Raw genomic sequence first — 17,665 nt, 5'->3', positions numbered from 1 at the left:
CGGCCTTGCGGTGAGAACCGCACGCGGCGCCGGGCCAGCCCGGACCTCCGGCTCTGCCGGGGCCACCTGCGCCCCACCTTGCGTCGGGTGGGACCACAGGACCGTTCCGCTCCCCGCATTCGGCGACGCCTCGCGAGCGCGCCCCTCGGCGGGAGCAGATGTGAAAGGATATAGCTTAGCTTGATCGACCTGTCAAGAACGAAAGAAGAACAAACGGCGCCGCCTTTTACCTCTCCCGGGTGAAGGTTGCGGCGTCTCCGGAGAGGGCACGCCCCTCACCCCTGCCCCTCTCCCCATGGGAGAGGGAGATGCGCGGCGGAGAGGTTGCGCACGATAGCGACGTGCTGCGCCCTGTTTCCCTCCCCCTTGTGGGGAGGGCCAGGGTGGGGGTGTCGGCGCAAAACTGAATCCAGGCTGGCGCTCACACCCCCCTCTCCAACTCTCCGCCACAAGGGGGGAGAGGGCCGCATAGCGCCTCCCGCGAACTCGCTAGACCTACGGGGAGGAGAGCAGGTTAGCGCTCCCCCTCACCGCTCCCGTGTGGGAGAGGTCGGACCGAAGGTCCGGGTGAGGGTCACGCCTTCTCCGGAGAGGTCCCTTCCTCACCCCAACCCTCTCCCACACGGGAGAGGGAGAAGCGCTACCCGTGTCATTCCAGGCTCGCCTATGCCGCCCCGGAATGACACGTTCGCCTTAAGACGCTGTCGAGGGGTTGTCGGCTTCCTGGGCGCCGTTGCCGGCTGCTTTCGGGCCGCCCTTGGCCACGCCCACGAGGGCGGGGCGCAGGACCCGGTCGCCGATCACGTAGCCGGACTGGACCACCTGGACGACCGTGCCGGCGGGGACGTCGGGATTAGGAACCTCGAACATGGCCTGGTGCAGGTTCGGATCGAACTTCTGCCCCTGCGGGTCGAGCTTCTTGACCCCGTGACGCTCCAGGGTGTTGAGCAGGTCACGCTCGGTAAGGTCGATGCCCTCGATCAGGCCCTTGAAAAGACCCTCGGCGGCCTTGCGCGCGTCCTCGGGAACGCTCTCGATGGCCCGGCGCACATTGTCGGCCACGTTCAGCATGTCCCGGGCAAAATTGGTCACCCCATAGGCCCGGGCATCGGAGATCTCGCGCTCGGTGCGCCGGCGCAGGTTCTCCATATCGGCCATCAGGCGCAGCATCTTATCCTTCAGCTCGGCCTTTTCGGCCTCGAGAACGGCCACCGGATCGGCGGTTTCCTGAGGAGCGGCGTCGCTGGCGGCCTGGCCGTTCGGCTCGGTCTGCGGCGTCGTATTCTGGTTTTCCGTATCGTGCGGCTTCATCGTCGATCTACTGAGTGGGAAGAATGGGTTGTCGGGCCACATATCAGGTCCCGGGGCCGACAAATCAAGCACTGCGGCGATGGGCCGGTTCCGTTTCGTCCGCCTTGAAGGCTTCGAGCAGGGCCCGCCGGATGGAGGCCTGGCGGCCCGCATGGGTGACCTTGGTCCCCGTGAGGTCCGTTACGTAGAATACGTCCACGGCCTTTTCGCCGAAGGTTACGATATGGGCCGACGCGATGTTGAGGTTGAGCTTGCCCAGCGCCGTGGTGAGATCGTAGAGCAGGCCCGGCCGGTCGAGGCCCGACACCTCGATCACGGTCTGACGGCTCGACAGGGAATTGTCGATGGAGACTTCCGGCGCGAGTTGGAATGTGCGCGCCCGCTCCTTGGCCGGGCGCTTGCCGGCTACGAGATCGGCGATCTTCACCTCGCCTTTCAGGGCGCGCTCGATGGAGACGGCAACCCGCTCGGCCCGGCGCAGCTCGTCCTCGTCCCGGTCGAATGCGCGCGAAAGCACGATGGTGTCGAGAGCCATGCCGTCCGTGGTGGTGAAGATCTGCGCATCCACGATGTTGCCGCCCGCCGCCGCACAGGCGCCTGTGACGATGGCGAGCAGGCGCGGGTGGTCGGGAGACAGGATGGTGAACTCGGTCACGCCGCGGAAACTGTCCGTCTCGTAAGCGGTCGCGACACTGCGCCCTCCCCGATCCGCGGCCCTGACGAAATGCGCCTGTTTCTCGCGCCGCGTCTCGTCGGTCTTGAGCCAATAGGCCGGCGCATGGCGGGCCGCATAGGCGTCGAATTCCTCCTGCGTCCAATCGGGCAAAGCGGCCCGCAGCTGCTCCTGCGCGAGGCGGATGCGATCCGAGCGGGCGAGATCGGCGGCACCCCCGCCGAGCATGACTTCGGTCTCGATATAGAGGTTGCGCAGAAGTTGGCCCTTCCACCCGTTCCACACGCCGGGCCCCACCGCCTTGATGTCCGCAATGGTGAGAACGTGGAGCAGCTTCAGGCGCTCCATGGTCTGCACCGTGTCGGCAAAGCCCTTGATGGTGGCGGGGTCCGACAGGTCGCGGCTCTGCGCGGTGTTTGAGGCGAGCAGGTGATGCTCGACGAGCCACGCGACCGTATTCGTCTCCGACCCGGTCAGACCGAAGCGCGGGCCGAGCTTGCGCGCAATGGCAGCGCCCGCCGTCGAATGGTCCTCCGGCCGCCCCTTGGCGATGTCGTGCAGGAACACCGCCACATAGAGCGCGCGCCTGTTGTGGATGGTGCCGACGATCTGCGTCGCGAGCGGGTGGTCGGCACTGCCGGCGCCGCTCTCGATCTCGGTGAGGACGCCGATGGAGCGGATCAGATGCTCGTCTACCGTATAGTGATGATACATGTTGAATTGCATCATCGCGACGATGCGGCCGAAATCCGGGATGAAGCGCCCCAGCACTCCTGCCTCGTTCATCAGCCGCAGCACCACCTCCGGGGCATTGCGCGACGTGAGGATGTCGACGAAGAGGCGGTTCGCCTCCGGATCGTTGCGCAGGGTCGGACCGATCAGCGAGCGCGAGCGCGTGGCAAGGCGCGTGGCATCCGGATGGATCGGCAGGTTATGCCGGTCAGCGAGCCAGAACAGGCGGATGAGGTTCACTGGATCGCGCTCGAACGCATCCTCGCCACGCAGGTTGATCCGGTTGTTGTCAATGAAGAAGGCGTCGTTTTCGAGCGCGCCGCCGCGCCGGCGACGGAAGCGTCCAAGCATGCGGTCGAGGACGGGGCGCTTCTTCGTCTGGCGCGCTTCGAGCTCCGCGCAGACGATGGCCGTGAGGTCGCCCACATCTTTGGCAATGCGGAAATATGCTTTCATGAAGCGCTCGACGCCCGAGAGCCCGCCACGCCCCGTGAAGCCGATGCGCTCCGCGATGACGCGCTGCAGGTCAAAGGTCAGGCGCTCCTCCGCGCGGCCCGTCAGGAAATGCAGGTGACAGCGCACGCGCCACAGAAACTCCTCGCAGCGCGCGAAGAGCTTGAACTCCTCCGGCGTGAAGAGCCCGGCCTTCACGAGCTCCTCCGGCTCGCGCACCCGGTAGACGTATTTGGCGATCCAGAAGAGCGTGTTGAGGTCGCGCAGCCCTCCCTTGCCGTCCTTCACGTTCGGCTCGACGAGATAGCGCGATGCGCCTGCCTTCGCGACGCGCGCATCCCGCTCCTTCAGCTTGGCGTCGACGAATTCGGCCGCCGAGGATGCGACGATCTCCCGGTCGAAGCGGGTGACGAGATCGTCGTAGAGGCTCCTGTCGCCGAGCAGGAACCGCGCGTCAAGGAGTGAGGTGCGGATCGTCATGTCGGCTGCGCCCTCGCGCAGGCATTCCTCGACCGACCTGGTGGCGTGGCCGACCTTCAGCCTGAGGTCCCAGAGCACGTAGAGCATCGCCTCGACGACGCTCTCGCTCCAGGCGGTCTTCTTGTAGGGAAGGAGAAACAGGAGATCGACGTCCGAGCCCGGTGCCAGGGTCCCGCGCCCGTATCCGCCCGTCGCGACCACCGCGAGACGCTCGGCCATGGAAGGGTTGTCGGCAGGGTAGAGATGGCGGACCACCGCCTCGTGCACGATGCGGATCACCTCGTCCATCCGGCCCGACAGGAAGCGGGCGCAGGCGAGCCCGTCCCCCTTCTCCAGAAGGCGCGCCTCCGCGGCCGCCCGCGTCTCGTCGAGAAGGCTCTTAAGTTCGGGGACAAGACGCGCCCGCAGCTCTGCCGCATCGCGCAGCGGCCTGTCGCCCAGGCGGGTCAGAACGGTCTCGACACTGGAGGCGGCCATGGCAAACCCTGTTCGGTCCTTTCGCTTACCATCCCGGCCGGCTTTCGCCCATGGCCTTCGAGAAACGGGGACCTGTGGGGTCAGCGTGATGGCAGGGAGTCCTGTTCTTTTTATGAACCTACGTTTGACATAAGGAACGATTCGGTCCTACAAAAAGGACACGCGCCGATTTGAGCATGCAGCTTGCGGGCGCGAAACAAATGCAGCTAAAGCGCCGGGTGGCCCCAAAAGGACGCTCCTGCGCCGAACCAGGAGCACCGTCATGAGCCTGTCCCGTCGTCTCTTCCTTGCCGCCGCCTTCGCCACGGGCCTGACCTCGGCAGCCTTCGCGCAGCCGAAGGAAATCCGCATCGACTACGCCACCTACAACCCGGTCAGCCTCGTCCTGAAGGACAAGGGCTTCCTGGAGAAGGAATTGGCGAAGGACGGCATCGGCGTGCGCTGGGTGCAGACGCTCGGCTCCAACAAGGCCCTCGAATTCCTCAATGCCGGCTCCATCGATTTCGGTTCCACGGCCGGCGCCGCGGCGCTGATCGGCCGGATCAACGGCAACCCGATCAAGTCGATCTATGTCTATTCCCGCCCCGAATGGACGGCCCTTGTCACGGCCAAGGACAGCCCCATCGCCAAGGTCGAGGACCTGAAGGGCAAGCGGGTCGCCGTCACCCGCGGCACCGATCCGCACATCTTCCTGGTGCGCGCCCTTCAGGAGGCCAAGCTGACCGAGAAGGACGTGAAGCTCGTGCTGCTGCAGCATCCGGACGGGCGCACGGCCCTGGAGCGTGGCGACGTGGATGCCTGGGCCGGGCTCGATCCTCTGATGGCCGCCGCCGAGATCGAAAGCGGCGCAAAGCTCTTCTACCGCAACGCGGCGGCCAATACCTGGGGCGTGCTCAACGTCAGCGAGGCCTTCGCGAAGGAGAACCCCGCCCTCGTGACCCGGGTCCTCAAGGCCTACGAGGAGGCCCGCGCCTATGCGCTCGCCAATCCGGAAGAGCTCAAGAAGTCCCTCGCGACCTACACCAAGCTGCCCGATCCGGTAATCACGCGCCAGCTCGAGCGCACGGAGCTGACCCACTCGGCCATCGGCCAGCCGCAGATCGACACGATCCTGGCCGCAGGCCTTGCCCTCCAGCAGGCGGGCGTCATTCCAGCCGACACGGATGTGCGCGCCGCCGTCGACAGCCTCGTCGATCGCCGCTTCGCCACCGCGTCCCGCTAACACTCTTCATCACGGGAGAGCGCCGTGACAGGCCAAGGCACGATCCACTCTGCGAGCCAAGGCTGGTCCTCCCCACAGGAAGCCGCCGCTCTCGCGGCTTCTCGCCTCGCCGGGAAGCGGCGCGCCTTTAACGGGCGCGTGCTTCTCGGCCTTTTCCTTCCCGTTCTTGCGGCCCTCCTCTGGGAGGGTGCCGTTCAGGCGGGCCTTGCCCAGGGCCGCCTCGTTCCCCCGCCGAGCCGGATCCTGGCGACCCTGTGGGGCCTCGCGCAGACCGGTGAATTGTGGGTCCATGTCGCCGTGACCCTGTGGCGGATCCTCGCCGGCTTCGCGATCGGAGCGGCGGCCGGCATCGTCTTCGGTGCCATCTCAGGCTCCAGCGAATCCTTACGCCGTCTCTTCGATCCCACGCTCCAGGCCCTGCGGGCCATCCCGTCCATCGCCTGGGTGCCGCTCTTCATCCTCTGGCTCGGAATCTTCGAGGCCTCGAAGGTGGCCCTGATCGCCGTGGGCGTCTTCTTCCCGGTCTATCTCGGCATCGCCGGTGCGATCCTGTCGGTCGACCGAAAGCTCGTGGAGGTGGGGCGAGTCTTCCGCCTGTCGCGGATCGGCCTCGCCCGGCGCATCCTGCTGCCGGCGATCCTGCCGGAGGCGGTCATCGCCCTCCGGTCCGGGCTCGGCCTCGGCTTCATGTTCGTGGTCGCGGCGGAGTTCATGGGTGCGTCGGAGGGCCTCGGCTACCTGCTGATCGACGGGCAGCAGATGGGCAAGCCCGATCAGATCCTGGCGGCGATCATCGCGTTCGCGCTTCTCGGCAAGGCGGCCGATAGCCTGATCGTGCTTCTCACGCGCCCCCTCGTGCGCTGGCAGGACGTCGCGCGGGAGCGCCTGTGATGCTCAAACTCGAACACCTTTCCAAGACCTATGCGGACGGAACCCAGGCCCTTTCGGACATCAACCTTTCGGTCCGCAAGGGCGAGATCGTCGCGCTGATCGGCGGCTCGGGCTGCGGCAAGACCACCCTGCTGCGCCTCGTGGCCGGCCTCGACCGGGCGAGCACTGGGGCCATCGGCCTCGACGGCGAATCCATCCGGGAGCCGCATCCGGCGGTCGGGATCGTGTTCCAGGAACCGCGCCTGCTGCCCTGGCTCACGGTCTCCGACAACATCGCGTTCGGGCTCACGTATCTGAACGCCGCGGAGCGCAGGGCCCGCGTCTCCCATGCGCTTGAAAGGATCGGCCTTCGCGAACATGCGCAGCGCTGGCCGCGTGACCTCTCCGGCGGGCAGCAGCAGCGCGTCGCCATCGCCAGGGCCTTCGTCACGCATCCGAAGGTGCTGCTTCTCGACGAGCCGTTCTCGGCCCTCGACGCCTTCACGCGCGCGAGCCTGCACGAGCATCTGCTCAGCCTTTGGGGGGAGACCCGCCCGACAATCCTCCTGGTGACTCATGACGTCCACGAAGCCGTGGCACTTGCGGACCGGGCCATTGTCATGCAACCCAAGCCTGGACGGATTTTCGACGAGCTGCCGCTGGCACTCTCCCGTCCACGCGACAGGGCGGCGCCGTCCTTCGAGGCGGCCGCCCGGCGTGTGCTGGCGGCGCTCGACGAATCCCTCGACCCCGCGCGCCGCTCGCCGCAGCGGGAACGCGACCGCGAGGCGGCCGCGCTCTGGTGGTGAGCCTAAGATAAGGACCCGCTCCATGGACTCGACGCAACTGCGCGCCCTGCAGGCGCCCCTGAAGGACCGCTATCGGGAAACACCGGAGGCGGCCACCATCACCCTGAAGGCGCAGGGCACCCTCGACGACCAGCACATCGCCTGCAAGGTCGAGACCGGGCGGGCGCTCGCGGTGGCGGGCCTGCACCCGGCCACCGGCGGCTCAGGCGCCGAGCTGTGCTCCGGCGACATGCTCCTCGAGGCGCTCGTCGCCTGCGCGGGCGTGACCCTGAAGGCCGTCGCGACGGCCCTCGAGATCGACCTGCGCCACGGCACCGTGAAGGCCGAGGGCGATCTCGACTTCCGCGGCACGCTGGGGGTTGACAAGACCGCGCCCGTCGGCTTCACGGCGATCCGCCTGAGTTTCGACCTCGATACGGATGCGCCGCAGGACAAGCTGGACCAGCTCCTCAAGCTGACGGAGCGCTATTGCGTGGTGTTCCAGACCCTGAACAACCGGCCGGAGCTGAGCGCGACCGCAACGCGCCGCGCCTGATCCATGCAATCGTCAGTTCGTCGCCACGAGAGACCGTGGCGGCGCGCTGACCATGGCGGCTGCACCGCCACGGATCTCCTGCACGGCGAGCGCCCGGCCATTCGTGCCGTCCGGATTGAACCGGAACACGCCGTCGGCGCCTGCAAACCCGGACGGATTGGTGAGGACGCCTTCCGTGAAGCGCTGCGAGCCCTGGACCTGCGTCAGGGTCGCGGCGAGCGTCACGGCATCGTAGGACAAGGTGGCGAGCCGGATCGGGTCGGTGCTGAAGCGGGCCCGGTAGCGGGCCGCAAAGGCCTCGAAGCCGCGATTGTCGGGCGCCGAGAACCAGCCGCCCTGGAAGGCCGGCAGGCCGAAGACCCGCGCCTCGTTCCACAGGCCGGTACCAATGGGCTTCACGCGCTGCGGATTGAAGCTCGTGGATTGCAGCGCCAAGGCGACCGCCGGCAAACCATCGCCGCCATCAGGCACGAACAGCGTATCGGCCTGGGGCGCCATTCCGCCGATGAGGGGAGCGATGCGCTGCACCGCCGCCTGCGGCTGCCCCGGCGGATAATGCTCGACCGCCACGACCCGCATGCCCTGCCGCGCCGCCGCTTCGCGGAACTGCGCCTCGGCCACGCTGCCATAGGTCGATTGCGGGATGAGCGCCGCGACGGAGCGGCGGCCTTGAGAGGCCGCAAAGGACACGACCCGGTCCACCTCCTCCTGGACGAGGAAGCTCAGGAGGTAGACGCCGCGCGATGCCACGCTGGTATCGGTCGAGAAGGCGACCAGGGGACGGCCCGACTGCCGCGCCACCTGAGAGGCCGCCTGCACGGAGCTTGCGAAGAGCGGGCCGATGATCAGCTCGGCCCCCTCGGCAATGGCCTGGCTCGCCGCCTCGCGCGCGCCTTCGGGAGTGCCGCGGTCGTCCTTCACGAGGACCGTGATGGGCGCGCTCTGGATCTCGGTCACGGCGAGTTCCGCCGCGTTGCGCATGCTCTGCGCCGCCACGGCCCCCTGGCCGGCGCCGGAGAGCGGGAGGAGCAGCGCCACGCGCACGGAACCGTTGCCGATGGTCTCGCCGCTGGGGGCTGCGGCCGGCGCACCGGCGGGAGCGCCGAGTCCGCCCGTGGCGCCGGTCACCGGAAGGTCCGCATCGAAGACGGGTTGCGACGGAGGGGAGGATTTCGCGCTCCGGCGTGGCGGGGTCATGCTGCCCGAACCGACGCATCCGGCGAGCATCATGGTCGCAGCGAGCGTCAGTGCCGTTGCGGCACGCGCGTTCATGCGCCGGGACACCCGCGATGCTCCGGCCGTTATGGAAGCAAAGTCCGTCATCCTTTCCCCCATCCCTTCCCTGCTCCTTCCGCATGCGCGGAAACGGACAGATCAGCCCAAGGCTCGCACGAAATGGTAAACATTGTATCCAAGCCAGGCCTGGCGCCCGTCTCGGGCGGCTTCCGCTCGACCCGGCCTTCGTGCGACAGTGACGGACAATGACGCAGAGAATCGACAACAGGACCCGGCGGCGTGAGCCCGGTGCACGGGTCGCCACCTTCACGGCCTTCGGCCTCGCGGCCGAAGCCGAGCCCCTTGCGCCCGGCCTTTACGTGGTCGCCACGCCCATCGGCAACCTGAGGGACGTGTCCTTCCGGGCCCTGAGCGTGCTCGCGGCGGCCGACGCGATCCTCGCGGAGGACACGCGGGTCACCAAGACGCTCCTCGCCCATTACGGCATCACGACGCCGCTCGTGGCCTATCACGAGCATTCCAACGAGGCGGTGCGCGAGCGGATGGTCCACCGCATTCGGGAGGGCCAGGCCCTGGCCCTGGTGTCGGATGCCGGCACGCCGCTCGTCTCGGACCCCGGCTACAAGCTCGTCCAGGCGGCCATCGAGGAAGGCCTGCCGGTCACGCCCATTCCGGGACCGTCTGCGGTGCTGACCGCACTCGTGGCTTCGGGCCTGCCCACCGACCGTTTCTTCTTCGAGGGCTTCCTGCCGCCGAAAAGCGCGGCACGGCGCGCGCGGCTCGCTGAACTCGCGGCGATCCCTGGCACGCTGATGCTCTTCGAGGGCCCGCACCGCCTGCCCGAGATGCTGGCCGATGCGGCCGCCGTTCTCGGGGAGCGGCAGGCGGTGGTAGCGCGCGAGCTCACCAAGATGTTCGAGACCATCCGGCGCGGCACCCTGCCGGAGCTCGCGGCGCAATTCGCCGAGGAGGGCCCGCCGAAAGGCGAGATAGTGGTGCTGATCGGCGAGGCCTCGAAGGAAATGCACGCGGCCGAAGCCGATGCCGCCCTCGACGGCAGGCTCACGGCGGCGCTGGAACATCACTCCATCAAGGACGCGACCGCGCTCGTCGCGGCGGAACTCGGCCTGCCGAAGCGCGAGGTCTATGCCCGCGCCCTCGAACTCGCCAAAAGGAACACATGAGGACGGCCCTCGAGCGGCGACGCGCAACGTTCCTGCGCGGCCAGCGCGCCGAGTGGATCGCAATGCTCTTCCTCATCGCTAAGGGCTATCGTCCGCTCGCACGCCGCTTCTCGGCTGCCGGGGGCGAGATCGATCTCGTCATGTCGCGTGGCGGCACCATTGCGTTCATCGAGGTGAAGGCGCGCGGCGTGATGGACGATGCGCTGTCGGCCATCTCGGCCACCAAGCGCCGACGCTTCTCCCGCGCGGCCCGTGCATGGCTCGCACGCCATCCCTGGGCCGCGGACCGGATCTGGCGGGCCGACGCCGTTTTCATCGCGCCGCGCCGCTGGCCGCAGCACATCGTGTCCGCATTCGAGCTGGAGATCACCTAGAGCATCGTGCGGACCCGGAGGGCCGCGGCAGCGAAAAGTGGACCCGGTTATTCGCTGACGCGGCCCTTCGGGTCGCGTCAGCGATGCTCTTACTCAAGGAGAAAGCACCGGATGGGTCCCAAAAGTGCAAATCCACTTTTGGGTCCGATGCTTTAGCGCCGGCTTGCTCATGCGAGCGGCGGCGGCCGAGGCGCTCCGTTACGGCTGCGCCCGATTTTGACCACTCAGGGCGGACAGCTGCTCGAGCACCGCATGGGCCGCCATGATGCGTGCCGGCATGGGGATGCTCCTGTTCGCCAGCATCACGATGCCGATCTTCTTCTCCGGCACGAAGGCCACATAGGCCCCAAACCCGTTCGTCGAGCCGGTCTTGTTGAACAGCGTCGGCCCTGAGGGGACCAGCGGCGGCGTGAGCTGTGTCGCGGCGTTGGCCTGCAAGGCCATCTTGGCGGAATTGCCGGCCAGGAGCCCATCCAGGGTGACCGGATAGGGATATTGCTCCCAGCCGAGCCCCTGCACCATTCCGCCGATCCTGAAATACCCGACATGCGTGCCCTCGACGGCCCGCCGCATCGGCGGTTCGAGGTTCTCCGGCCGGATATTGGCCTCGACGAAGCGGATCATGTCGGCAGCCGTGGATTTGACGCCGTACGCCTCCGCGTCGAAAACGCCTGGGCTGACCCGGATCGCCTTGCCGGCCTTGTCGTAGCCCCAGGCATAATCCTTCATCTTGGCCTGCGGCACGCGGATGTAGGTCTGGCCAAGGCCGAGTCTGGGGAAGAGTTCGGTCTCGGCAAGGTCAGCGAAATCGCCTCCCATCGCCAGACCGGCAACATGCCCGAAAAGGCCGATGCTGGGATTGGAGTATCGCCGCTGTTCGCCCGGAGCGGCGGCCGGCTTCCATTTCTGAAAATAGGCCGTCATCCCGGCGTCATTCGTGACATTGCCGGGAAACTGCAGCGGCAAGCCGCCCGCCGTGTAGGTCGCGAGATGAAGCAGGCTCGCCTTGTCGATGGCGCTGCCGCGCAGGGGCGGCATGTATTGTCCCGGATGATCGTCCAGCGACATCCGGCCCTGCGCCTGCGCATAGGCGGCGAGCGTCGCGTTGAACGTCTTGCTGACGGAGCCGATCTCGAAGAGCGTATCCTTCGTCACGGGCGCCCTGCTCTCCTTCGAGGCGACGCCAAAAGTGAAGACATGCTGCTGGCCGCCGACCGTGACGGCAACGGCCATCCCGGGCACATCGTATTCCTTCATCAGCGGACGGAAGGCGCGGTCCACGGCGGCGGAGATTTCAGCGGAACCGTCGGCGGCCCGGCTTGCGATGGGGAGCAGGCACGACGCGATGATGGCAAGGGCAAATGACCTGCCGGCCTTTGTAATGCGGGGCAATGGATCTTCTCTCGTTCGGGCGGGAATCATGGAACGGCCAAGCCTCCGAAAAGGCAGGCCCAATACGGCGAGAGTAAGACTGCAATCCCAGATCCGGGGCTCAGGCCACCATGCGGCGCGGGCCTGCCACGGCATCGCGGATGTGCCTTGCCAGTTCCTGCACGATGTGATCGCCCCCGTCCCGGGGCAGGTAGAGATTGACCGTGAAGGGCGGCAGCGGAGGCAGGCCGGAATCGCGGCCCAATACCTCCAGCCCCTCGGGCACCGTGGAGGCCATCCAGGCCATGACGGCGATGTCGGCCGCGACCGTCGCCACTTGAGCGGACGTGTTGGTGACCTCGGAGGTCGAGCGCCACTCGATGCCTACCTGCTGCAGCGCCTCGCGGATCGGTGCCCTGAAGGCACAATCCGAACACCCGATGGAGACCGGCAGCGGACGCTGCCGGGCCGCCTCGCCGCCGCGCGCGCCCACCCAGACGAGGCGATCCATCACGAGGTTCTCGCCCTCGGGATCGCATGACAGCTCCGTGGCGAGCACCACGTCGACCCTGCCGGCCTGGAGCTCGGAGCGCAGCCTCGCGCTCGATCCGCTTTGCAGGGAGATCTGCACCCGCGGATAGGAGCGGGCGAAATTCTTCAGGAAGGTCGGGAGATAGGTCGTGATGATATCGCTTGGTATGCCGAGCCGGACCTGGCCCTCGTATTCGGGCGTGGTCATCTCGGTCCAGATCTCGTCATTGAGGGCGAGCAGGCGCTTCGCCCGGCCGAACAGGCGCTCGCCCGCTCCCGTCAGCTTCATGCCGCGCCGGTCTCGGGCGAAGAGCTCTTCGCCGATCTGCTCCTCCAGCCGCTTGATCTGCTGGCTCACGGCCGCCTGGGTGAGGTTCAGGACACCGCTCGCGGCGGTCATGCCGCCCGTGTCGGCAACTGCCACGAAGGCGCGCAGCAGGCTGATGTCGAGATTGCGGGCCATGGCTCACATCCATAATGATCCATTATTTTCATCATTATGAACATTCGTTTCACTTATGCAAGGGCTGGGCGTAGGGTTCTCTCATCGCCGCCGGACGGGAGCTTCGAAAGACCCGTCCAGCGGGACTGAAACCGCCGCCACAGCATCGGCACCAGCCATTCTTGGGACGCCGCCCTCCGGGACGGCGAAGGAGGGCTCATGCCGAAGGCCGGGGCCGCGGGCAACACACAGGAGATCCGTCATGTCGTCCACCCTTGCGCCCCTTTCGGTCCCGTTCGCGGGGAACGGCACCTCCCGCACCTCCCGCCCTTCCCTCCTGGCCCGGCTCGCCGCAGCCCTGGTGAGGGAGATCCGCATCCGCCGCGACATGCGCGCTCTGTCCGGTTTCGGAGACGCCGCGCTCCACGATATCGGCCTGGTGCGCGGCAGCGTCGAGGATGCGGTGCGGCACGGACGCCCGTCGCTCGGTCGTTCGAGAATCGTCGAGCCGGCTCTCTCGGAGGAAGTCTCTTCCCTGCCCCTCTCCCTGACGGAGTGGCGGTGAGCAACTTTCCCTAGGGCGCGAAAACCGTGACGGCGCTGGGCCTGATCGAGAAATGGGCGGGGGTATGGGTCACGATTTCCCCGTCCGCATTCACGGGGCGCGGAATCCGCGTCCGGATGTCGAACTCCTTGGCGCGCACGGCCCTCACTTCCCGCCACGCCCCATGGGCGCCGTTCCGGAAGGAGCGCGCCATGAGGGCGAGCTTCCAGGCGCGGTTGAATTCGAGGCTGTAGAGATCGAGATGCTCGTCGTCGATGGCCGCATCCTTCTCGACCGCGTTGCCGCCGCCGTAATAGCGCCCGTTGCCGATGGCGATCTGCAGGGTCTTCACCCGCACGGACTCGCCCTCGCCGATGATCGTGGCCCTGAAGGGCCGCGCCTGCGCCAGCACTTTCACGGCGACGAGCGCATAGCCGAGACGGCCGAAACGGCGCTTGATGTCCCGCGTCAGCTTCTGGGCCAGTTCCGCCGAGAGGCCGATGCTCGCGACATTGAAGAAGGGCTGCCCGTTCACGAGCCCGAGGTCGATCCGGCGCGTTTTCCCGGCCGCGATAACGTCGGCGGCCGCATCGAGATCGAACGGGATGCCGAGGGTGCGGGCAAGGTCGTTGGCCGTGCCGAGGGGCAGGATGCCGAGGGGCAGCTTCGCGTCGATCACCCCGAGCGCCGCGGCATTCAAGGTCCCGTCCCCGCCGCCGACGACGACGCAATCCACATCGCCCGCATGCCGGGCGATCAGAGGCGACAGATCCTCCCGGCTCTCGCACTCCCGGTGAAGGGGCTCGATCCCATGGGCCTTGAGGATGGCCACGGCTCTCTCGCATTGGGATGCGCCGCTGCGGCTGTGAGAATTGACGATGAGAAGGGCGCGGCGGGACATGGCCTTACAGATGGCAACCTGAGCCTCATCTGCAAGAGGCGGGGCCGTAAAGCCTTCCGGATGCGGCCTTCCGTGCCTGTCCACCCGATAGCTGCTCCCGTCGCCGCGATGGCTGTTGCCATTGCGGCATTTCCGTCCAATAACCTCGCTGCTCACGGAGGCTAACGCATGACCCTGACCGTCGCGATCCAGATGGATCACATCAGAAGCATCAAGATCGCGGGCGATACGGGCTTCGCGCTGCTGCTCGAGGCACAGCGGCGGGGGCATCGGGTCTTCCACTACACGCCGGACCGCCTGAGCCTGCGGGACGGCGCCGTGACGGCCATGGCGGAGCCGATCGAGGCCCGCGACGTGGAAGGGGACCACTTCACCCTGGGCGAAACCGAACGGGTGGACCTGTCGACGGTCGACGTGGTGCTGATGCGCCAGGACCCGCCCTTCGACCTCGCCTATATCACGGCGACGCATTTCCTCGAGCGGATCCATCCGAAGACCCTCGTGGTCAACGATCCGACCCATGTGCGCAATGCGCCCGAGAAGATCTTCGTCACCTTGTTTCCGCACCTGATGCCGCCGACCCTGATCTCCCGGGACAAGGCCGAGATCGAGGAATTCCGCCGCGAGCACGGCGAGGTGGTGATGAAGCCGCTCTATGGCCATGGCGGCGCGAGCGTGTTCAAGATCGGCCGGGAGGATCCGAATTTCGGCTCGCTCTACGATCTCTTCGCGGCCACCTTCCGGGAGCCGTGGGTGATCCAGCGCTTCCTGCCCCGGGTCACCGAGGGCGACAAGCGCATCATCCTCATCGACGGTGAGGCGGCGGGCGCCGTGAACCGGGTTCCGGCCGCCAACGACATCCGCTCCAACATGGTGCGCGGCGGCGCCGCGAAGCCGACGGACCTGTCGCCGCGCGAGCGCGAGATCTGCGAGACCATCGGGCCGGAGCTCAAGCGCATGGGCCTCATCCTCGTCGGCATCGACGTGATCGACGGCAACCTCACCGAGATCAACGTGACGGCGCCCACGGGCCTGCGCGCCATCAAGCGCCTCGGCGGGCCGGACCTCTCCGTGAAGGTGTGGGACGTGATCGAATCGAAGATCGGGCGCGCCTGAGGATCCTTTCCTCCGTCATTCCGGGACGGCCCTCGGGCCGGGTCCGGAACCCATATACGCTGACGAGGCAGGATAAAGCACAGTGGATATCGCAATACCTTGGTCTGAACCGCTTGTGGTTATGGGTTCCGGGCTCCGCTGACGCGGCCCCGGAATGACGGTGGAAGCACGGCCCTGCTCTCTCCCCCTTGTGGGGAGCAAGATCCGTCGCGCCGCGACTTCCCTTAAGCCGCCAGTTCCGCAATCACCGCATTCAGCACCGGGAAGCCCTTCTCGGTTACGGCCAGGCGTGTGCCATCCATGCGGATCAGGCCCTCTTCCTCAAGAATGCGCGCGCGACCCGCGTTCAGCGGGCGGCCCGCGAAGGCCTCGTAGCGGCGCGGGTCGATGCCCTCCTTCAGGCGCAGGCCCATGAGCAGGAACTCGTCGCCTGCCGCCTCGGTGGTGAGGATCTCCTCCTCAATCACCCCATGGTCCTCCCGCTCGACCTGCGCCAGCCAGGTCTCGGGGTGCTTTTCAGTCGCGGTGGCGATCCGGGCATTGCCGGTGACGAGCCGCCCGTGGGCGCCGGGCCCGATGCCCGCATATTCGCCATAGCGCCAATAGAGCAGGTTGTGCCTCGATTCGGCGCCGGGACGGGCATGGTTGGAGATCTCGTAGGCCGGTAGCCCATGAGCCTCGCAGACCTCCTGCGTGACGTCGTAGAGCGCGCGGCCCGTCTCCTCATCCGGCACCGTGAGCTTGCCGGCGTTGAACAGGCGCTCGAACCAGGTGCCGGGCTCGATGGTGAGCTGGTAGAGCGAGAGATGCTCCACCGCATGGCCGATGGCCTCCTTCAGCTCGGCCGCCCAGGCCTGCGGGGTCTGGCCGGGACGGGCATAGATGAGGTCGAAGGAATAGCGCTCGAAGATCGAGGCCGCGACCTTCACGGCCGCCAGCGCCTCCTCGACGCTATGCATGCGGCCGAGGCGCTTGAGATCGGGGTCGTTGAGGGCCTGCACGCCGAGCGAGACCCGGTTGACCCCGGCCTGGCGATAGCCGCGGAAGCGCTCCGCTTCGACGCTCGTCGGATTGGCCTCCAGGGTGACTTCCGCGTCCGGCGCCACGGCCCAGGCGCCGCCGATGGCATCGAGGATCGCGCCCACGGTCTCGGGCCGCATGAGCGAGGGCGTCCCGCCGCCGAAGAAGATGCTCGTGACCGTGCGTCCCGGGATTCGGGCGGCCGTATGGGCGATCTCCCGCCGGAAGGCGGCCAGGAACCGTTCCTGGTCCACACCCTGGTGGCGGACATGGCTGTTGAAGTCGCAATAGGGGCATTTGGAGGCGCAGAAGGGCCAGTGGATGTAAACGCCGAAACCCACATCGCGCGTCGGATGATCGATCATGGGCGGCGTTATGGCATCTCGGCCCCTTTCCGTCACGCACCGGCTTGCCGCACGGCGAAAGTCCGTGCGAAGAGCGAACCATTCCGCTTGGCCGCTGTTCACCCCTCAGGTTCCTGGCTGGCCTCCCGGGGCTCGAAGGCTTAGGCTGGCGGCCGAGACAGTACAGGTATCGTTATGCGGCATTGGCGCGCCCCGTTCGACCGGCAGGGCTACCACCACGGCAATCTCAAGGAAGCGCTCATCGAGGCGGCGCAGCGCTTCATCGCCGAGCGGGGCCTTGGCGGATTCACCCTGGCGGATGCGGCCAAGCTCGTGGGCGTGACGCCCGCCGCGCTCTATCGCCATTTCCGGGGCCGCGACGCCCTGGTGGCCGAGGTCGCTTTCCGGGGCTACACGCAGCTCGCCGAGCGGCTCGGTCGGGCTCTGGCGGGCGAAGGCACTCCTCTCGAGCGCTTCACCCGCATGGGAGAGGCCTATCTGGCCTTCGCCGAGCAGGAGCCGGGCTTCTACGCGGCCATGTTCTCACCCCGCCCGGCCGAAGCCGAGACCTGCGGGCCGCCCTGGGCCCGGGGCACCAAAGCGACCGGTGTCAAGGAGCCGGAGGGGGGCGCCGGTCAGGGCGATGCCTTCTCGTTCCTGGTGCGCGCTCTCTCGGAGACCTTCCCGGACGGCTTCAAGGACGTGGATGTGCGCTTCATCGCCATCGAGGTCTGGGCTCTCTCCCACGGTATCGCCACCCTCGATGCGGCGGGCCAACTTCCCAAAGGTCCGGGCCTGCCGGACAAGTACGAGTTGCTGCGGGCCGGCGTGCTCGCCCTCGTCCATGGCGCGCTCCAGCGCAAGATTCCCGCCGTCTAGGCCGATCCGAGCGCCCAAGCCTGCCCTCTGGACGAGTCGATAGAGCGGCCCGTCGCCTGTCGCCCGCAGACTCGCCAAGAAAATCGACATGGCCAGCCTCGAAAACTCTTGAAAGCGCCCAAATCGATCCGCATGTTAATGTTGTTAGCATTAACATGCGG

General features: G+C 67.3%; 16 protein-coding genes and 1 riboswitch. Of the genes, 9 read left to right on the top strand and 7 right to left on the bottom strand.

Annotation, left to right across the window (positions count from 1 at the left end; all coding sequences use genetic code 11):
* Positions 1 to 693 precede the first annotated feature (693 nt).
* Positions 694 to 1,311 carry a nucleotide exchange factor GrpE gene (gene grpE / locus C4E04_RS03905; protein ID WP_109595155.1) on the bottom strand — a complete coding sequence of 206 codons (618 nt, stop codon included), beginning with the start codon at positions 1,309 to 1,311 and terminating at the stop codon, positions 694 to 696.
* Positions 1,312 to 1,375: 64 nt separating this feature from the next.
* The gene (locus C4E04_RS03900; RefSeq protein ID WP_109595153.1) at positions 1,376 to 4,126 is read right to left on the bottom strand and encodes a [protein-PII] uridylyltransferase; all 2,751 of its coding nucleotides are present in this window, start codon (positions 4,124 to 4,126) and stop codon (positions 1,376 to 1,378) included.
* Positions 4,127 to 4,278: 152 nt separating this feature from the next.
* Positions 4,279 to 4,356, top strand: a riboswitch (SAM riboswitch).
* A 32-nt stretch (positions 4,357 to 4,388) separates the two neighbouring features.
* On the opposite strand from C4E04_RS03900, the gene C4E04_RS03895 reads away from it, so the two are divergent.
* The 4 genes from C4E04_RS03895 to C4E04_RS03880 all read left to right on the top strand — a co-directional run bounded on the left by C4E04_RS03895 (position 4,389) and on the right by C4E04_RS03880 (position 7,562).
* The gene (locus C4E04_RS03895; protein WP_109595151.1) at positions 4,389 to 5,348 is read left to right on the top strand and encodes an aliphatic sulfonate ABC transporter substrate-binding protein; all 960 of its coding nucleotides are present in this window, start codon (positions 4,389 to 4,391) and stop codon (positions 5,346 to 5,348) included.
* Positions 5,349 to 5,486: 138 nt separating this feature from the next.
* On the top strand, positions 5,487 to 6,239 hold the full coding sequence (locus tag C4E04_RS03890; RefSeq protein WP_245416287.1) for an ABC transporter permease: 753 nt from the start codon (positions 5,487 to 5,489) through the stop codon (positions 6,237 to 6,239).
* On the top strand, positions 6,239 to 7,027 hold the full coding sequence (locus C4E04_RS03885) for an ABC transporter ATP-binding protein (protein ID WP_109595149.1): 789 nt from the start codon (positions 6,239 to 6,241) through the stop codon (positions 7,025 to 7,027). Before C4E04_RS03890 ends, C4E04_RS03885 begins: the two co-directional genes overlap by 1 nt.
* A gap of 22 nt (positions 7,028 to 7,049) precedes the next feature.
* Positions 7,050 to 7,562: an OsmC family protein gene (locus C4E04_RS03880; RefSeq protein ID WP_109595147.1), complete on the top strand. Its 513-nt coding sequence runs from the start codon at positions 7,050 to 7,052 to the stop codon at positions 7,560 to 7,562.
* Positions 7,563 to 7,574: 12 nt separating this feature from the next.
* Here the strand turns inward: C4E04_RS03880 and C4E04_RS03875 are convergent, their stop codons facing one another.
* Positions 7,575 to 8,885 (bottom strand): penicillin-binding protein activator, encoded by a 1,311-nt coding sequence (locus C4E04_RS03875; protein ID WP_245416223.1) that lies wholly within the window; start codon positions 8,883 to 8,885, stop codon positions 7,575 to 7,577.
* Positions 8,886 to 9,043: 158 nt separating this feature from the next.
* On the opposite strand from C4E04_RS03875, the gene rsmI reads away from it, so the two are divergent.
* Both rsmI and C4E04_RS03865 read left to right on the top strand, forming a co-directional pair.
* Positions 9,044 to 9,982: a 16S rRNA (cytidine(1402)-2'-O)-methyltransferase gene (gene rsmI, locus C4E04_RS03870; RefSeq protein WP_109595145.1), complete on the top strand. Its 939-nt coding sequence runs from the start codon at positions 9,044 to 9,046 to the stop codon at positions 9,980 to 9,982.
* Complete coding sequence (locus C4E04_RS03865; RefSeq protein ID WP_109595142.1) at positions 9,979 to 10,356, top strand: YraN family protein; 378 nt, start codon at positions 9,979 to 9,981, stop codon at positions 10,354 to 10,356. The genes rsmI and C4E04_RS03865 overlap by 4 nt, the downstream gene beginning before the upstream one ends.
* Before the next feature lie 198 nt (positions 10,357 to 10,554).
* Here the strand turns inward: C4E04_RS03865 and ampC are convergent, their stop codons facing one another.
* Positions 10,555 to 11,739 (bottom strand): class C beta-lactamase, encoded by a 1,185-nt coding sequence (gene ampC, locus C4E04_RS03860; RefSeq protein ID WP_371682050.1) that lies wholly within the window; start codon positions 11,737 to 11,739, stop codon positions 10,555 to 10,557.
* 109 nt (positions 11,740 to 11,848) lie between these two features.
* Positions 11,849 to 12,721, bottom strand: coding sequence for a LysR substrate-binding domain-containing protein (locus C4E04_RS03855; protein ID WP_109595138.1), 873 nt, complete (start codon positions 12,719 to 12,721; stop codon positions 11,849 to 11,851).
* Positions 12,722 to 12,962: 241 nt separating this feature from the next.
* Between C4E04_RS03855 and C4E04_RS20780 the strand changes: the two genes are divergently transcribed.
* Complete coding sequence (locus tag C4E04_RS20780) at positions 12,963 to 13,265, top strand: DUF1127 domain-containing protein (protein WP_162559266.1); 303 nt, start codon at positions 12,963 to 12,965, stop codon at positions 13,263 to 13,265.
* 10 nt (positions 13,266 to 13,275) lie between these two features.
* Here C4E04_RS20780 and C4E04_RS03845 read toward each other — a convergent pair whose 3' ends face one another.
* Positions 13,276 to 14,145: a lipid kinase gene (locus tag C4E04_RS03845; protein WP_109595134.1), complete on the bottom strand. Its 870-nt coding sequence runs from the start codon at positions 14,143 to 14,145 to the stop codon at positions 13,276 to 13,278.
* A 168-nt stretch (positions 14,146 to 14,313) separates the two neighbouring features.
* Between C4E04_RS03845 and gshB the strand changes: the two genes are divergently transcribed.
* The gene (gene gshB / locus C4E04_RS03840) at positions 14,314 to 15,261 is read left to right on the top strand and encodes a glutathione synthase (protein WP_109595132.1); all 948 of its coding nucleotides are present in this window, start codon (positions 14,314 to 14,316) and stop codon (positions 15,259 to 15,261) included.
* A 224-nt stretch (positions 15,262 to 15,485) separates the two neighbouring features.
* Here the strand turns inward: gshB and hemW are convergent, their stop codons facing one another.
* Positions 15,486 to 16,646, bottom strand: coding sequence for a radical SAM family heme chaperone HemW (gene hemW / locus C4E04_RS03835; RefSeq protein ID WP_109595130.1), 1,161 nt, complete (start codon positions 16,644 to 16,646; stop codon positions 15,486 to 15,488).
* Between the two features lie 174 nt (positions 16,647 to 16,820).
* On the opposite strand from hemW, the gene C4E04_RS03830 reads away from it, so the two are divergent.
* The gene (locus tag C4E04_RS03830) at positions 16,821 to 17,504 is read left to right on the top strand and encodes a TetR/AcrR family transcriptional regulator (RefSeq protein WP_109595128.1); all 684 of its coding nucleotides are present in this window, start codon (positions 16,821 to 16,823) and stop codon (positions 17,502 to 17,504) included.
* Positions 17,505 to 17,665: the final 161 nt, after the last annotated feature.

The organism is Microvirga sp. 17 mud 1-3 (assembly GCF_003151255.1).
GTDB lineage: Bacteria > Pseudomonadota > Alphaproteobacteria > Rhizobiales > Beijerinckiaceae > Microvirga.
The sequence above is the reverse complement of the archived record's forward strand: the minus strand, read 5'-3'. Positions and strand labels throughout refer to the sequence as shown.

Excerpts from the sequence above, each read along its gene's own strand:
- C4E04_RS03855 (WP_109595138.1), bottom strand. The coding sequence starts at position 12,721 with ATGGCCCGCAATCTCGACATCAGCCTGCTGCGCGCCTTCGTGGCAGTT.
- hemW (WP_109595130.1), bottom strand. The coding sequence starts at position 16,646 with ATGATCGATCATCCGACGCGCGATGTGGGTTTCGGCGTTTACATCCAC.
- grpE (WP_109595155.1), bottom strand. The coding sequence starts at position 1,311 with ATGAAGCCGCACGATACGGAAAACCAGAATACGACGCCGCAGACCGAG.
- C4E04_RS03875 (WP_245416223.1), bottom strand. The coding sequence starts at position 8,885 with ATGACGGACTTTGCTTCCATAACGGCCGGAGCATCGCGGGTGTCCCGG.
- C4E04_RS03895 (WP_109595151.1), top strand. The coding sequence starts at position 4,389 with ATGAGCCTGTCCCGTCGTCTCTTCCTTGCCGCCGCCTTCGCCACGGGC.
- C4E04_RS03830 (WP_109595128.1), top strand. The coding sequence starts at position 16,821 with ATGCGGCATTGGCGCGCCCCGTTCGACCGGCAGGGCTACCACCACGGC.
- gshB (WP_109595132.1), top strand. The coding sequence starts at position 14,314 with ATGACCCTGACCGTCGCGATCCAGATGGATCACATCAGAAGCATCAAG.
- C4E04_RS03865 (WP_109595142.1), top strand. The coding sequence starts at position 9,979 with ATGAGGACGGCCCTCGAGCGGCGACGCGCAACGTTCCTGCGCGGCCAG.
- C4E04_RS03900 (WP_109595153.1), bottom strand. The coding sequence starts at position 4,126 with ATGGCCGCCTCCAGTGTCGAGACCGTTCTGACCCGCCTGGGCGACAGG.
- C4E04_RS03845 (WP_109595134.1), bottom strand. The coding sequence starts at position 14,145 with ATGTCCCGCCGCGCCCTTCTCATCGTCAATTCTCACAGCCGCAGCGGC.
- C4E04_RS03880 (WP_109595147.1), top strand. The coding sequence starts at position 7,050 with ATGGACTCGACGCAACTGCGCGCCCTGCAGGCGCCCCTGAAGGACCGC.
- C4E04_RS20780 (WP_162559266.1), top strand. The coding sequence starts at position 12,963 with ATGTCGTCCACCCTTGCGCCCCTTTCGGTCCCGTTCGCGGGGAACGGC.
- C4E04_RS03885 (WP_109595149.1), top strand. The coding sequence starts at position 6,239 with ATGCTCAAACTCGAACACCTTTCCAAGACCTATGCGGACGGAACCCAG.
- rsmI (WP_109595145.1), top strand. The coding sequence starts at position 9,044 with ATGACGCAGAGAATCGACAACAGGACCCGGCGGCGTGAGCCCGGTGCA.